Source organism: Pseudomonas sp. BIOMIG1BAC (assembly GCF_001705995.2).
GTDB lineage: Bacteria > Pseudomonadota > Gammaproteobacteria > Pseudomonadales > Pseudomonadaceae > Aquipseudomonas > Aquipseudomonas sessilinigenes.
On the sequence record NZ_CP049045.1, the window covers coordinates 1681664 to 1695936 of the forward strand.

Below are 14273 nucleotides of genomic sequence, written 5' to 3' on the forward strand. Positions count from 1 at the left end.
CATGCTTGGCGCCGGTTAGGGCGCCAGCGCTGTTTGAACCGCCTTTTTACTCAGGCTTTTCGCGGCGTTCTTGCTCTTTGGGTACCGCATTCTGGCGAGTACCCTGATTGTTTTGGCCTGGGCTGAATGTATCGGCCCAGCCATGAAAACAGGATCATCTGAAAAATGGCCACATACGAAATCCTGATTGCCGATGACCACCCGCTTTTTCGCAGTGCGCTGCACCAGGCCGTTACCTTGGGCCTGGGGCCTGATGTGCGACTGGTAGAGGTGGCGAGCATCGCCGAACTGGAAACCCGCCTTACCGAAAAAGCCGATTGGGACCTGGTCCTTCTGGACCTGAACATGCCCGGCGCCTATGGCTTTTCCGGGTTGGTGCTACTGCGAGGCCAGTACCCGCAGATTCCGGTTGTGATGGTCTCGGCCCAGGAAGAAGCATCCGTCATGGTCCGTTCCCGCGAGTTCGGTGCCAGTGGCTTCATTCCCAAATCCAGCTCCCTGGAGGTTATCCAGCAAGCCGTGCGCAACGTGCTGGATGGTGATGTCTGGTGGCCGCCGCAAGCCTTCGAAGAAGTCAGCGTCTCGGAAGAGGCCAAGGCCGCTAGCGAAGGTCTGGCGAGCCTGACACCCCAGCAGTTCCGGGTTCTGACCATGGTGTGCGAAGGTTTGCTGAACAAGCAGATCGCTTATGAGTTGAGTGTGTCGGAGGCGACGATCAAGGCCCATGTGACCGCGATCTTTCGCAAGCTGGGGGTTCGTACCCGTACCCAGGCTGCTTTGCTCCTGCAACAACTTGAGTCAATTTCCGGTCATTGATCGGCGGTTCGTTCACGCTTTTTTGACTTTTGTTGAACTAGTTTCCTCACTCCTTCTTTTCAGTTGCTCTGCTTATGTCGCCTTTCAAAGGTCAAACCGGTCTTAAACGTATCCTCAATGCCGCAGGTTATTCCTTCGATGGCTTGCGCGCGGCTTTCACAGGCGAGGCGGCCTTTCGGCAGCTGGTACTGCTCAATGTGATCCTCGTCCCCCTGAGCTTCCTGCTCAACGTCAGTCGGGTCGAGCGGGCGTTGTTGATCGCCGTGTGCCTGCTGGCGCTGATCGTGGAACTGCTCAACTCGGCGGTAGAAGCGGCCATCGACCGGATTTCCCTGGATCGTCACCCCTTGTCGAAGAACGCCAAGGATATGGGCAGCGCCGCGCAGTTCGTCGCCCTGAGCATGATCACGATCGTCTGGGCGGTCATCCTGATCTAGGGAATGCTTGGCAGGACGATCTCGTCGCTGCGTCGCACGCCTGCCGTGAACGAACGGCACAGCTCCAGGAACTCACGCATGGCCGAGGTCTGGTATTTCTGCTTGTGCCAGATGAAGTAGAACTGCCGGGCCAGGTCCAGGCCCGGTGTCTCCACCGGTACCAGGCTGCCGCGACGAAACGCATCGCGCAGCGCCAGCCGGGAAATACAGCCAATCCCCAATCCTGATTCCACGGCGCGCTTGATGGCCTCGGTGTGTTCGAGCTCCAGGCGAATATTCAGCGCACTACGGTGGTGACGCATGGCCTGGTCGAAGGTCAGGCGTGTTCCCGAACCCTGTTCGCGAAGGATCCAGGCTTCGCGAGTCAGCTCCTCCATGGTGGCGTGGCCGCGTTTGGCCAAGGGGTGTTGCGGTGCGCAGAACACCACCAGCTCGTCCTCGACCCAGCTTTGCACTTCGATGTCCGGGTGATTGCAGTCGCCTTCGATTAGACCCAGATCAATTTCGTAGTGGGCAACCTGTTGCACGATATGCGCAGTGTTCTGCACATGGAGCTTGACCTGGCTCTCCGGGTGCACCTGCATGAAGCTGCCGATCAGCAGGGTTGCCAGGTAGTTGCCGATGGTCAGGGTCGCGCCCACCGACAGCGAGCCGAAGCCGGACTTGCCATTGAGCAGGTCTTCGATTTCCTTGGCCTGGTCCAGCAGCGCCACGGCCTGGGGCAGCAATTGCTTGCCCAAGGCATTGAGACTCAGGCGCTTGCCCGCCCGGTCGAACAATTGGCAACTGGACTGGCGCTCGAGTTCGGTGATCGAGGTACTCGCCGCCGATTGCGACAGGGCCAATAGCCCGGCAGCCCGGGAAACGCTCTCTTGCTGGGCGACGGCGACGAAGACTTGGAGTTGACGGATAGTGAATCGCATATCGATATAACCGATAACCCTTATCTTAATAATCCAGTTAACAGATATTGTCGCCGCCATTAGAATGCTGTGCAATTGCGCTCATGGTCAGCGCAGGCAATTTCTAGGAGTCCCCGTACATGAGCAACATGAACCACGAGCGTGTCCTCAGTGTTCATCACTGGAACGACACTCTGTTCAGCTTCAAGTGCACCCGCGATCCGGGCCTGCGCTTCGAGAACGGTCAGTTCGTGATGATCGGCCTGCAACAGCCCAACGGCCGTCCGCTTATGCGTGCCTACTCCATTGCCAGCCCGAACTGGGAAGAGCATCTCGAATTCTTCAGCATCAAGGTTCCTGACGGTCCGCTGACTTCCCAGCTGCAGCACCTGAAGGAAGGCGACGAGATCATCATCAGCAAGAAGCCAACCGGTACCCTGGTACTGGATGACCTGAAGCCAGGCAAGCACCTCTACCTGCTCAGCACCGGTACCGGCCTGGCACCGTTCATGAGCGTAATCCAGGATCCGGAAACCTACGAGCGTTTCGAAAAAGTGATCCTGTGCCACGGCGTACGCTACGTCAATGAAGTCGCCTACCGCGAGTTCATCACCGAGCACCTGCCGCAGAACGAGTTCTTCGGCGAGGCCCTGCGCGAGAAGCTGATCTACTACCCCACCGTGACTCGCGAACCGTTCGAGAACGAAGGCCGCCTGACCGACCTGATGCGCAGCGGCAAGCTGTTCCGGGATATCGGCCTGCCGCCGATCAACCCTCAGGACGACCGCGCCATGCTGTGTGGCAGCCCGAGCATGCTGGATGAAACCAGCGAAGTACTCAACAGCTTCGGCCTGACCGTCTCGCCACGCATGCGTGAGCCAGGCGACTACCTGATCGAGCGCGCTTTCGTCGAGAAGTAAGCACCCGTATCAGATAAAAAGCCCGCGTTGCCTTTCCAGGCAACGCGGGCTTTTTTGTTTTCGGGTTTCAGTTGGCGGGCACGGCTTCCAGCACCCGGATTAGCCCCGGCTCGGGGTAATGCCAACGTACGTCCAGGTCCCAGAACTGGGCGCCGTATTCTCGCTCGGGGCCAGGTGTCTGGTAGGCCGGGCGAGGGTCCTGGGCCAGGCATTGCTCGATCAGCTCCACCAACGGTTCCTGAAGTCGCAGGGCGTGCATCTTCGCCTGCTCCAATGCCTGGTCTTGCCATTGCACTGGAATGAGCTGCGGCGCGGCGCTGGCGATCTCGTTGTGGGCCCCGCTGACGATGTCGGCATAGGGCACGTAGGGCTTGATGTCCAGGATGGGCGTGCCATCGAGCAGGTCGATGCCGGAAATCCAAAGGCGTCCCGCTTCGACCTTGTCCAGCTTGACCACCGACTGGCCGATGCCATTGGGCCTGTGGGTGGCTCTTGTGGCGAAGACGCCCATGGACTTGTTGCCCCCGAGGCGCGGTGGGCGCACCTTGAGCCGGGGTTTGTCTTCCAGGGCCTGGTGGAACAGGAATAGCAGCCAGACGTGGCTGACCTGCTCCAGGCCCTGCACCGCCTCACCTTGATCGAAGGGCGCCACCAGTTCCAGTACGCCGCGGGCCGCCGGGGCCAGTTGCGGTTGGCGTGGAATGGCGAACTTCTCCTTGAAGCAGGAGCGCACGAAGCCAATGGGGGAGACGCTGTAGGCCATGGTCCGGGAAGCTCAGCCGCGTACGCGCAGGGTCAGGCCCTTGAGGAAGTTGCGCAGCAACTGGTCGCCGCAAGGACGGTAGTTGTTGTGGCCGAACTTGCGAAACAGTGCGCTCAGCTCGGGCTTGGATACCGGGAAGTTGGCAGCCTTGAGCACAGCGTGCAGGTCATCTTCCTTGAGTTCGAAGGCGACGCGCAGTTTCTTCAGGATGATGTTGTTGGTCACTGGCAGTTCGACAGGCAGCGGCGGGCGGCTTTCGTCCTTGCCCCGCTTGAAGATCACCAGGCCATCGAGGAAATACGCCATGACCTCGTCAGGGCAATGCACGAAACCTTCTTCCTCGTCTTTCTTCAGGTAGCTGACGATCTGTTCCAGGCTGACGTCGAAGCCGGTGAGCTTGATGATCTCGACGACTTTCTTGTCGCTGATATCGAGCATGTAGCGCACGCTGCGCAGTACATCGTTATGAATCATGTTGGGGTCCTGGTCTATGCGCATGGAGCGCCCGCGCAAGGGCACGGGGCAGGGAAGGCGTTCAGAATTTCTCTTTGGTCGACAGGTAGCGCCACTGGCCCAATGGCACCTTGCCAATGGACACGCCACCGACACGAATACGGCGCATGGCCACGACCTTGAGGCCGACGGCCTGGCAGAGCAGGGCGATCATCCCGGGCTGAGGGTTCTTCAGGGCGAATCGCAGGCGGTTTTCACTCTGCCAGCTGGCTTTCACAGCAGGCAGCTCGCGACCCTTGTAGCTCAGGCCGTGGCTCAGGCGATTGAGGCCATGCTCGATCATTTGCCCGGACACCTCCACCACATACTCCTGCTCGATCCTGGCGGCATCGGCGGTGAGCTTGCGCAGCACTCGCCAATCCTGGGTGAACACCAGCAGGCCACTGGCGTCCGCCTGCAGGTCCTCACTGGCGCTCAGGCGCACGAAGTGCCCACGCAGCGGACGCTTGCCGAAGCGGTGTTCATCCGACAGGCTGGCGGCATTGATCGAGAGCCGGGCGCTGTCCAGATCCTGGCCAGCCGGTACGTTGAGCAGGATGGTGACCGGTTCCGGTGCCGTGGCTTTGGCTTCGGGGTCTAGCGCTACCTTTTGTGTTCCGACCTTGAACTGTGGCTCATCGATGACTTCACCATCCACGGTGACCCAGCCACCTTCGATGAACAGTTCGGCCTCCCGGCGGGAGCAGCCAACCAGTTCGATAAGGCGTTTGGAAAGGCGAATCGGGTCAGTCATGATGCAAACCATTGCAAAAGAGGGCGACTATTGTACCTGCCTGGCGTCGGTTAATCGCGAGTCCATTTGCGGGCTGTGGCCATTAGCCGCGTCCGACCTGCAACTGCGCAGGTTTCAGGCGCATGTGCAGCAGGGGATAGGGCTGGCCCATGCCGTCCTGCGCCGAACGCCCGACGATCTCGAAGCCCTGCTTGAAGTAGAAGCCCAGGGCCTGAGGGTTCTGCTCATTGACGTCCAGTTGCCGGGCATTCAGGTGCTCCACGGCATAGTTCAGCAACTGTCGCCCCAGGCCCAGGCCGCGGTGGGCGGGATGGATGAACAGCATCTCGACCTTGCCTGCCGCGACGCCGGCGAAACCGGTGATGCGTTGCCGCTGGTCGCGGGTGCAGATCAGCATCACGGCATCCAGGTAGCGGGTCAGCACCAGCTTTCGCAGTTGCTCGATGTAGCTGTCGGGAAGAAAGTCGTGGGTGGCGCGTACGGAGGCTTCCCAGACCTGGGTCAGTTCTGCGTAGTCACTGAATTTCGGAGTCTGGATGACCGAATGTTGGCGCATGCCGCCTGCTCCTGGGTTAAGGATTGACGCGTAGTCCAGAGCAAACGATAGACCTAAAAAAGCCCCGCATCTCGTCGCGAGAGCGGGGCTTGGCGGTTTTTTTACGCCTTACAGGATCTGGGCCCAGAGATCGTACTCGTCGGCGTCGGTCACCCGGCAGCGGACCTTGTCGCCCGGCTTCAGGTGGCTGGCATTGTCGATGAACACGTTGCCGTCGATCTCCGGGGCATCGAAGAAGCAGCGGCCTACGGCGCCTTGCTCGTCGACTTCGTCGATCAGTACTTCGATTTCCTTGCCGACGCGCTGTTGCAGGCGCGCCGAGCTGATTTCCTGCTGGTGCGCCATGAAGCGCTCCCAACGATCCTGCTTGACGTCGTCCGGCACCACTTCCAGGTCCAGGTCGTTGGCCGGGGCGCCTTCTACCGGCGAGTACTGGAAGCAGCCGACGCGGTCCAGCTGGGCCTCGGTCAGCCAGTCCAGCAGGTACTGGAAGTCTTCCTCGGTTTCGCCGGGGAAACCGACGATGAAGGTGGAGCGGATGATCAGCTCGGGGCAGATCTCGCGCCAGTTCTTGATCCGGGCCAGGGTCTTGTCTTCGAAGGCCGGGCGCTTCATGGCCTTGAGCACTTTCGGGCTGGCGTGCTGGAACGGGATGTCCAGGTACGGCAGGATCTTGCCGGCGGCCATCAGCGGGATCAGCTCGTCGACGTGCGGATACGGGTAGACATAGTGCAGGCGGACCCAGACGCCCAGGGTGCTCAGGGCTTCGCAGAGTTCGGTCATGCGGGTCTTGACCGGTGCGCCGTTCCAGAAACCGGTGCGGTACTTGACGTCGACGCCATAGGCGCTGGTGTCCTGGGAAATCACCAGCAGTTCCTTGACCCCGGACTTGACCAGGCGCTGGGCCTCGTCAAGCACGTCGCCCACCGGGCGGCTGACCAGCTTGCCGCGCATCGACGGGATGATGCAGAAGCTGCAGCTGTGGTTGCAGCCTTCGGAAATCTTCAGGTAGGCGTAGTGCCGTGGGGTCAGCTTGATACCTTGTGGCGGCACCAGGTCGATCAGCGGGTTGTGGTCCTGCTTGGGCGGTACCACTTCATGCACGGCGCTGACGACCTGCTCGTACTGCTGTGGTCCGGTTACAGCCAGCACGCTGGGGTGCACATCACGGATATTGCCTTCTTCCACGCCCATGCAGCCGGTCACGATGACCTTGCCGTTTTCCTTGATCGCTTCGCCGATCACTTCCAGGGATTCGGCCTTGGCCGAGTCGATGAAGCCGCAAGTGTTGACCACCACGACGTCGGCGTCCTGGTAGGTGGACACCACGTCATAACCTTCCATGCGCAGTTGAGTGAGGATGCGCTCGGAGTCGACCAGAGCCTTGGGGCAACCCAGGGAAACGAAGCCGACCTTGGGGTTGGCTGGCGCAGTAGGGGTGGACATGTCTAACCTCGGTATAGGTGTCTGGCCGCTCGGCGATCTGGATGGATGCGCTGGCGGTGAACGGGCGCTTTGGGCGCCTCTGATCAAAAAGTGCGCAATTCTAGCGATGAGCAGCGCACTTGACCAGCTTTATGCGGGGAAATACGACGAGTGCTGCGCTATGCTTCGCGCCGTTGCATGCATGAGAATTCTTGCAGTCAATCAAACGTCTGTAACAACAAGTAAAGCCGCACATGCTGCAATACCAAAGCATAGCGTTTCATTCTAAAAAGCCGGGTCTGGAATCAGGAGTATTGGATGGGTCAGGCAAGTAGTCAGGCGGCGGGCGCCGAGCATTCGGCCGCACGGCCGTTGAGCATGCTGGTCGCCGCGGTAGGGGTGGTTTATGGCGACATCGGTACCAGCCCGCTCTATACCCTCAAAGAAGTCTTTTCCGGCAGTTATGGTGTCCAGGTCAACCACGATGGCGTATTCGGCATCCTGGCGCTGATCTTCTGGTCGCTGGTCTGGGTCGTTTCGATCAAGTACGTGCTGTTCATCCTGCGCGCCGACAACCAGGGCGAGGGCGGGATCATGGCCCTGACGGCATTGGCCCGTCGGGCATCGGCGTCGTATCCGCGACTGCGTTCGGTGCTGGTGATCCTTGGCCTGATCGGCGCCTCGTTGTTTTATGGCGACAGCATGATTACCCCGGCGATCTCGGTGCTCTCGGCGGTCGAGGGGCTGGAGCTGGCGTTCAGTGGCCTGGAGCATTGGGTCGTGCCGTTGGCGTTGGTGGTCTTGGTGGCACTGTTCCTGATCCAGAAGCACGGTACCGACCGCATCGGCAAGCTGTTCGGTCCGGTGATGGTGGCCTGGTTCCTGGTCCTTGGGGGCTTGGGTATCCACGGTATCGCCCAGCATCCGGAAGTGCTGCAGGCGTTGAACCCGGTATGGGCCGTGCGCTTCTTCATCTCCCATCCGGGCATGGGCGTGGCGATCCTGGGGGCCGTGGTACTGGCCCTGACCGGTGCTGAGGCGCTGTATGCCGACATGGGCCACTTCGGGCGCAAGCCCATTGCCCGGGCCTGGTTCGCCCTGGTGCTGCCGGCGCTGGTACTGAACTACTTCGGCCAGGGCGCGTTGCTGCTGGAAAACCCCGAGGCGGCACGCAACCCGTTCTACCTGCTGGCACCGGGCTGGGCCCTGATCCCGCTGGTGGGGCTGGCGACCCTGGCCACGGTGATCGCCTCCCAGGCGGTGATATCCGGGGCCTTCTCCCTGACCCGCCAGGCCATCCAGCTGGGGTACATCCCGCGGATGTACATCCAGCACACTTCCAGCGCCGAGCAAGGACAGATCTACATCGGTGCGGTGAACTGGTCGCTGATGGTCGGGGTGATCCTGCTGGTGCTGGGCTTCGAGTCCTCCGGCGCCCTGGCCTCGGCCTATGGCGTGGCGGTGACCGGCACCATGCTGATCACCAGCATCCTGGTGTCGGCGGTGATGCTGTTGCTGTGGAAGTGGTCGCCGGTACTGATCATGCCGATCCTGCTGGGCTTCCTGCTGGTGGATGGGCTGTTCTTCGCCGCCAACGTACCGAAGATCGTCCAGGGCGGTGCCTTCCCGGTGCTGGCGGGGATCGTGCTGTTCGTCCTGATGACCACCTGGAAACGCGGCAAGGAGCTGTTGGTGGATCGCCTGGACGAAGGGGGGCTGCCATTGCCGATCTTCATCGGCAGCATCCGCGTGCAGCCACCGCATCGGGTACAGGGCACCGCGGTGTTCCTCACTGCTCGTCCGGATGCCGTGCCCCATGCCTTGCTGCATAACCTGTTGCACAACCAGGTGCTGCATGAGCAAGTGGTGTTGCTGACAGTGGTCTACGAGGATATTCCGCGGGTGCCGACCCAACGCCGGTTCGAGGTGGACTCCTACGGCGAAGGCTTCTTCCGGGTGATCCTGCACTTTGGTTTCACCGACGAGCCGGATGTGCCCGAGGCCCTGAAGCTGTGCCACCTGGACGAGCTGGACTTCAGCCCGATGCGCACCACCTATTTCCTCAGCCGCGAGACGGTGATCGCCTCCAAGCTGGTGGGCATGGCCCGCTGGCGCGAAGTGCTGTTCGCCTTCATGTTGAAGAACGCCAACGGCAACCTGCGCTTCTTCAAGCTGCCGGTGAACCGGGTGATCGAGCTGGGAACCCAGGTCGAGATCTGAGGCCGCCCAAACAAAAAGCCCCCGCCTGGCTCAGTGTAGGAGCGAGGCTTGCCCGCGATGGACTTCAGAGCGCTGCGTTTACCCAGTAGACACGCGCTACGACCATCGCGAGCAATCGAGCGTCGACCGGCTGCTCCTAAACGGGATCAAGCACTACCACCTGGCGGGGGCCTTTTTGTGCCTGCCTATAGGGCGGGCGATGTTGTACCAGACGAAAAAAAGCCCTCGCTGGGAGGGCTTCTATTTTGCGGGTGTCACCGTGTCCGGTGACCCGGGTGCCACTTAGTTGCTGGCGTTTTCCTTGCCCTGGCGCTTCTCGATGATCTCCACCAGGCGCTTGGCCAGGGCTGGGTAGTTCTCGTCGAAGTGGTGGCCGCCTGGCAGCTTCATCGCTTCGCCAACCGCGGTCTTGTCGGTGCAGCCACTCTCGTTGACTTCTTCAACGCCGTAGATGCACACCACCTTGGCTGCTGGCAGCTTGGCCATTTCCGGCCCGGTGGCGGCTTCTTTGCCGGCGTTGCCCAGCCAGCCCTCTACTTCGATCTCGAAGCTGCCGGTGCGGGCGAAGGCCAGCAGGATAATGGCGTCCACTCGTTGCTGCTCGGCTTCCGGCAGGCGATTGTAGATAGCTGGCAGTACGTCGGCGCCGAAGGAGTAGCCGGTCAGGACGAAGCGCTTGGTGCCCCACTTCTGCCGGTAGTGCTGCATCAGCTCGGTGAGGTCGGTGGCGCTTTGTTCCGGAGTCTTGTGCTGCCAGTAGTAGCGCAGGGTATCGATACCCACCACCGGATACCCGATCTTGGCCATTTCCCCGGCTACGTCGCGGTCCAGGTCGCGCCAGCCGCCGTCCCCGGAGAGGAACAGGGTCACGGTGTCCTTGGCCTGGCCGGCCGGGACTTCCACCACCGGGATGTTCAGCCCGCCATTGTCCGAACCTACCAGCAGCTTGCGCAGTTCGTTGTTCAGTACTTGTGGCAGGTGGATATCGTAGTCGCTGATGCTGGTGGTGGCGTTGGGGGTGTCGCGCACGAAGCCGGCGCTCTCGTCGTCCGGGTTGTCGTTCCAGGCGACCAGCCAGTGGCCGTGGGCCAGGGTCTTGGGCAGTGGGTCGGTGCAGCCGGGTGCCGGGTTGATGGTGAAGCCCACCGATACCGCCTGGGCCTTGTCGTCGCTTTGGGAGGCGATCCAGCGCCAGGCCAGGGCCGCGCCCGGGCCGATACCGCTGACCAGGGTAGCGGGGCCGTTGAGTTGCGGCAGGGCGTTTTGCAGCGCTTGCTCCTGCAGCTTGCAGTCATCCTTGGGCAGGACTACCTGGACGATTTGCGCCGCGCCACTACGGCTCAGGGCCAGCAGTTGCTTGTCGCTCAGGGTCGAGTCCGGCAGTACCGCCACGATGACGCGGGCCTTGGTAGTGGTGCCGGGGGTTACGCGAGTCAGGGTCGAGCCGTCGGCCTGGGTCAGTTGCTCCAGGGCTGGTTCCGGTGCCGGGCGGTTCCACCACCAATAGCCGCCACCCGCAATCACAGCCAGGACCACCAGGGTGGCCAGCAGATACCGCAAAGAACGTTGAATCATCAGCGTTTCACCAATCCAGTCAGGCCGCCCGCGATCAGGGCGGCGGTGTCGGCCAGTGCGACCAGCGGGTCCAGCCCTGCTGGCACGGCCATGTAACGGGGTTCCCAGTCAGGCTGGAACTTGTCTTTGAAGCGGCGCAGGCCCTGGAAGTTGTAGAGCTGCTCACCGCGGCGGAACACCATCGAGCCCAGGCGTTGGGTCAGCGGTGCTCCACGGCGCGGTTGCAGGCCGGAAAGGGGCACCATCCCCAGGCTGAAGCGGGCATATCCATGATTTTTATAATGTTGGATCAGGCCGACCATCATGAACTCCATGGTCAGCTTTGGAGCATCCGGGTGCGCGCGCATCAGGTCGAGACTGGCCAGGTCATGGTTGTAGGTCTCGAGCAGGTTGGCAAAGGCCACCGGGCGTCCTTCAAAACGAATGATCGCGATACGGAAATACTTGAGGTATTCGTCGCTGAAGCGGCCCAGGGAGAAGCCTTTCTCCCGGACGTTCTTGCCGGTCAGCCAGGCATCGGAGATGACCTTCAACTCGTCCATCGGCGCTTGCCCGGCGTCGTGGATCTCCAGCGACAGGCCGTCGCGGGTTCCACGGTTCCAGGTGTAGCGCAGGTCCTTCATCTCCTTGCCCTTGGCCTCGAGGTCGAAGCGCTTGAGATCGACCCGGGCTTCTTCGCCGAGCTTGATCGCCGTCAGGCCGATGTCCATGTAGTAAGGCAGGTTTTCCGCCCGCACCTGGTAGAACACCGGGCGCGCGTGATGCACATCGCACAGGTCGCGGAACTGCCAGATCATCTCGGCGCGTTGCTGGGTCGGACCGATCGGATCGTACAGCGCTACCAGGCTGCGGCCACGACGGGCATACATCAGGAAGGCATCGTCGTTGGGATGGAACAGCAGCGCCTTGTCGCCGGTCAGTGCCAGGCCGCCATCGGGTTGGGACGAGGCCATGAGGACCTTCGCCGCCTTGTCCAACTCCTCGCTCGTGGGCAGGTGGATCACGGGGCGCGCGGTGCGCAGCAGCCAGGTCAGGGATACCACCAGCAACAGCACCGCGGCTCCCAGCAATGAGCGCAGGCCACGGGGCGCATCGGCATCCAGGGTGAATTGCCACCACAGCTGGTGGCTGTAGGGGACATCCTGGTAGGCGAACAATAGCAGCCAGATGGAGGCCCCCAGCACGCAGAAGCTGGCCACCAGGTACAGCGGTGAGAAGGGCAGTTCGGTCAGGCGGCTAGGGCGATAGAACGAGCGACGGAAGACCGCCAGCAGACTGGCGGTCAGCGTCATCAGGCAGGCTTCCTCCCAGTCAAAACCCTTGAGCAGCGAGAGCAGGGCACCCACCAGCAACAGGATGGTGGTGAGCATCCAGGCGGCCGACAGGCGCCGGCGCAGGCCCTGGGCCAGTAGCAGGCAGAGTACGCCGATCAGGCTGGCGCCGAAGTGCGAAGCATCCACCAGGCGGTGGGGAATCAGGAAGCCAACATGTTGCAGGCGTGTGTCGATTTCCGGAGTGGCGCCGGAGAACAGCAAGACGACGCCGGAGAGGAACACCAGCACAGCAAGGATAGGCGCAGCAAGGCCGGAGGCCACCCGTAGCGATTGCCGGGTCTGGAACAGGCGCTGGGCCTCATTGATCAGCAACAGCACGCAGGCCACGAGCATGGGCAGCACTACGTAGATCAAGCGATACAGCAGCAGCGCGGCGGCCAGGGGAGCGGCACCGAGCTTATCGGCGAACGCCGCCAGCAGGATCGCTTCGAATACCCCGACACCGCCAGGAACATGGCTGAGCACCCCGGCAGCCAGGGCCAGCAGGTAGACCAGCAGGAAGGCGCCGAACGGTGGGGCTTCAGGCAGCAGCAGGTAGAGCACGGTGGCGGCTGCGGCTACGTCCAGGGCGGTGATGATCAACTGCAGGAAGGTCAGGCGTGGCCCGGGCAGGCGCAGGGTACGGCGTCCGACTCGCACCAGCAGGTTGTCGCGCAGGGGCTGTTCGGGCAGGCGCCGCCGATAGATACCGATGGCCAGGACGGCGCCGAGTAGCAGGACCGCCAGTGCAATGCCCGCCAACAGGCTTTCAGGCAGGTGCAGGGCCACGGAGGCCGCCGGCAGGTTGCTCAGGGTTGCTAGGGCCGCGAGGGGCGGCAAGGCACAGCCCAGGGAAAGGCTGGCGAACAGGGTCATGTGGGCGACGTCGGAGGCCCCCAGGCCATGGCGCGCATAAAGGCGGTAGCGTACCGACCCGCCGGAGAGCAGCGACAAGCCGATGGCGTTGCCAATGGCGAAGGCCGTGAAACCACCCAGGGCCAGGGTGCGTCCACTCAGGCTGACACCGGCGTACCGGCTGGCGGACCACTCGTAGCCCAGCAGGATGATGAAGCCTGCGATGGTTGCGCCCAATGCACCGAGCAGGGTTGGCTTGGGTACTTCCAGGATTGAATCGTGGAGTGCGTAGAAGTCCAGTTCGCTGAGCAGGTGGCGGCAGGCGATCAAGGCAATGGCGAACAGCAGGAGTGTCACCACCAGCCCCAGTGGTTGGCGATATTTGCTCAACAGGTCCAGCCAGCGCAAACGAGTGGCTGCAATGGGTTGTACGGTATCGGTGTCTTGTGAGTCAGACGTGTTGGCGCGCATCAATCACCTCGTGGATTGTGCGCGACAGGATGGGGGTATCCAGCCAAGTTACCAATCCCTGTAGAAAAAATAATTTCAAATATTAACGCGTCTCACCGTGGCCCGGCGACCTTGTGCGACCAGCAACAAGGCAGGTACTCGAGACAGAGCATAGCTCGCATACTGAAGAGTCGAAGTATCGCTGAAGGTTCGTAATACTTTTGCAGGTCATTGTTGCGAAAGGATTTTTTCACACACACAAAAAAGGCCACTCTTTCGAGCAGCCTTTTTTGATATATGGTTGCGGGAGCCGGATTTGAACCGACGACCTTCGGGTTATGAGCCCGACGAGCTACCAGACTGCTCCATCCCGCGTCTGTGGGGCGGCATTCTACAGGCGAACCGTCGAGTGTCAACCGTTAATGCCCAAAAGGGTCAAATAAGTGTCGAATGCCCCGGTTCGCTCTCTAACTGAAGGCCAGGCAAAGAGTTTATCGCTTGGGTCAGTGAGTTTTTGGAAAACGAACACGCAAAAAAAAGGCCACTCAAAGAAGTGGCCTTTTTCTATATCTGGTTGCGGGAGCCGGATTTGAACCGACGACCTTCGGGTTATGAGCCCGACGAGCTACCAGGCTGCTCCATCCCGCGTCTGATGTGGCGGAATTCTACAGAGGATTTTAAGTGTGTCAATCATTAAATTTTAAAAAAGGCTTCCTGTTCAAATGCTTAGCACTCGATCAAGGGCTTTTCAAATGGCTTGGGGCCAGGTGGGGCGGGGCTTTCAGCTCTATTGGA

12 protein-coding genes and 2 tRNA genes are annotated in these 14273 nt (G+C 61.3%); 4 read left to right on the forward strand and 10 right to left on the reverse strand.

The window, feature by feature from the left end:
* Nucleotides 1-165 precede the first annotated feature (165 nt).
* Nucleotides 166-816: a response regulator transcription factor ErdR gene (gene erdR, locus ATY02_RS07790; protein WP_068580553.1), complete on the forward strand. Its 651-nt coding sequence runs from the start codon at nt 166-168 to the stop codon at nt 814-816.
* Nucleotides 817-884: 68 nt separating this feature from the next.
* The gene (locus ATY02_RS07795) at nt 885-1253 is read left to right on the forward strand and encodes a diacylglycerol kinase (protein WP_176719838.1); all 369 of its coding nucleotides are present in this window, start codon (nt 885-887) and stop codon (nt 1251-1253) included.
* Here ATY02_RS07795 and ATY02_RS07800 read toward each other — a convergent pair.
* Nucleotides 1250-2176 carry a LysR family transcriptional regulator gene (locus ATY02_RS07800; protein ID WP_068580557.1) on the reverse strand — a complete coding sequence of 309 codons (927 nt, stop codon included), beginning with the start codon at nt 2174-2176 and terminating at the stop codon, nt 1250-1252. The genes ATY02_RS07795 and ATY02_RS07800 overlap by 4 nt on opposite strands.
* Nucleotides 2177-2295: 119 nt before the next feature.
* Here ATY02_RS07800 and fpr point away from each other — a divergent pair, with 119 nt between their 5' ends.
* Nucleotides 2296-3075: a ferredoxin-NADP reductase gene (fpr, locus tag ATY02_RS07805; protein WP_003198368.1), complete on the forward strand. Its 780-nt coding sequence runs from the start codon at nt 2296-2298 to the stop codon at nt 3073-3075.
* A gap of 67 nt (nt 3076-3142) precedes the next feature.
* Here the strand turns inward: fpr and tsaA are convergent, their stop codons facing one another.
* The 5 genes from tsaA to rimO all read right to left on the reverse strand — a co-directional run bounded on the left by tsaA (nt 3143) and on the right by rimO (nt 7086).
* A complete protein-coding gene (gene tsaA / locus ATY02_RS07810) occupies nt 3143-3838 on the reverse strand; it encodes a tRNA (N6-threonylcarbamoyladenosine(37)-N6)-methyltransferase TrmO (protein ID WP_068580559.1) in 696 nt (231 codons plus the stop codon).
* A 12-nt stretch (nt 3839-3850) separates the two neighbouring features.
* On the reverse strand, nt 3851-4312 hold the full coding sequence (locus ATY02_RS07815; protein ID WP_068580561.1) for a DUF1456 family protein: 462 nt from the start codon (nt 4310-4312) through the stop codon (nt 3851-3853).
* 61 nt (nt 4313-4373) lie between these two features.
* Nucleotides 4374-5084, reverse strand: a complete 711-nt coding sequence (locus ATY02_RS07820; protein WP_068580563.1) for an rRNA pseudouridine synthase — start codon at nt 5082-5084, stop codon at nt 4374-4376.
* Nucleotides 5085-5166: 82 nt separating this feature from the next.
* Nucleotides 5167-5640: a GNAT family N-acetyltransferase gene (locus ATY02_RS07825; protein WP_068580565.1), complete on the reverse strand. Its 474-nt coding sequence runs from the start codon at nt 5638-5640 to the stop codon at nt 5167-5169.
* 108 nt (nt 5641-5748) lie between these two features.
* Nucleotides 5749-7086, reverse strand: coding sequence for a 30S ribosomal protein S12 methylthiotransferase RimO (gene rimO, locus ATY02_RS07830; protein ID WP_068580567.1), 1338 nt, complete (start codon nt 7084-7086; stop codon nt 5749-5751).
* A 357-nt stretch (nt 7087-7443) separates the two neighbouring features.
* On the opposite strand from rimO, the gene ATY02_RS07835 reads away from it, so the two are divergent.
* The gene (locus ATY02_RS07835) at nt 7444-9285 is read left to right on the forward strand and encodes a potassium transporter Kup (RefSeq protein WP_416220675.1); all 1842 of its coding nucleotides are present in this window, start codon (nt 7444-7446) and stop codon (nt 9283-9285) included.
* Nucleotides 9286-9567: 282 nt separating this feature from the next.
* Here the strand turns inward: ATY02_RS07835 and ATY02_RS07840 are convergent, their stop codons facing one another.
* The 4 genes from ATY02_RS07840 to ATY02_RS07855 all read right to left on the reverse strand — a co-directional run bounded on the left by ATY02_RS07840 (nt 9568) and on the right by ATY02_RS07855 (nt 14126).
* Nucleotides 9568-10860, reverse strand: a complete 1293-nt coding sequence (locus tag ATY02_RS07840) for an AcvB/VirJ family lysyl-phosphatidylglycerol hydrolase (RefSeq protein ID WP_068580570.1) — start codon at nt 10858-10860, stop codon at nt 9568-9570.
* Nucleotides 10860-13499, reverse strand: coding sequence for a bifunctional lysylphosphatidylglycerol flippase/synthetase MprF (mprF, locus tag ATY02_RS07845; RefSeq protein ID WP_068580572.1), 2640 nt, complete (start codon nt 13497-13499; stop codon nt 10860-10862). Before mprF ends, ATY02_RS07840 begins: the two co-directional genes overlap by 1 nt.
* A gap of 277 nt (nt 13500-13776) precedes the next feature.
* Nucleotides 13777-13853 (reverse strand) — tRNA-Met (locus ATY02_RS07850).
* A 196-nt stretch (nt 13854-14049) separates the two neighbouring features.
* Nucleotides 14050-14126, reverse strand: a tRNA-Met gene (locus ATY02_RS07855).
* Between the last annotated feature and the right edge of the window lie 147 nt (nt 14127-14273).